This is a genomic window from Oleiphilus sp. HI0066 (assembly GCF_001635725.1).
The window spans coordinates 1-631 of sequence record NZ_LWFH01001598.1 but is presented as its reverse complement, the minus strand read 5'-3'; the positions used below and the strand labels follow the sequence as shown (position 1 = coordinate 631).

1 protein-coding gene is annotated in these 631 nt (G+C 44.7%); it reads right to left on the bottom strand.

Annotated features, from left to right (window positions below; all coding sequences use genetic code 11):
* Positions 1-567: imidazoleglycerol-phosphate dehydratase HisB (gene hisB, locus A3738_RS25055; RefSeq protein WP_068763933.1), on the bottom strand; the 567-nt coding region annotated here is incomplete at its 3' end.
* Positions 568-631: the final 64 nt, after the last annotated feature.

Genomic DNA, 631 nt, shown 5'->3' with positions numbered 1-631 from the left:
CATACCTGCCATTCGATCATCGAATTCGAGCGCCATGCGCAGTGCTCGACCGAAAGCTTTAAACACGGTTTCGATTTGGTGATGCGCATTCTTACCTTTCAAGTTGTCGATGTGCAGAGTCACCCACGCGTGGTTTACAAAGCCTTGGAAAAACTCATAAAACAGATCGCAATCAAAACCACCAACAGAGCCTTTTACAAATGGAACATCCATTTCGAGTCCAGGGCGGCCAGAGAAATCAATCACTACGCGCGACAATGCTTCATCAAGCGGCACGTATGCATGCCCATAACGACGAATGCCTTTTTTATCTCCGACAGCCTTAGCGAAAGCTTGTCCTAGAGTGATACCTAAATCTTCAACAGAGTGGTGATCATCGATATGTAAATCACCTTTCACACGCGCTTCAATGTCGATCAAACCATGGCGACAAATCTGATCCAACATGTGCTCTAAAAATGGCATACCGGTGTCGAACTTTGCTTCACCTGTACCATCAAGATTTATTGATACGCTAATTTGCGTCTCTAAGGTATTACGCTCTACTTGCGCTGTTCTGGCGCTCATGTATCACTCCAATTTCTGCATATTAAACAACTGACCAGGCATTTTTATCACACCTTTATCAGCA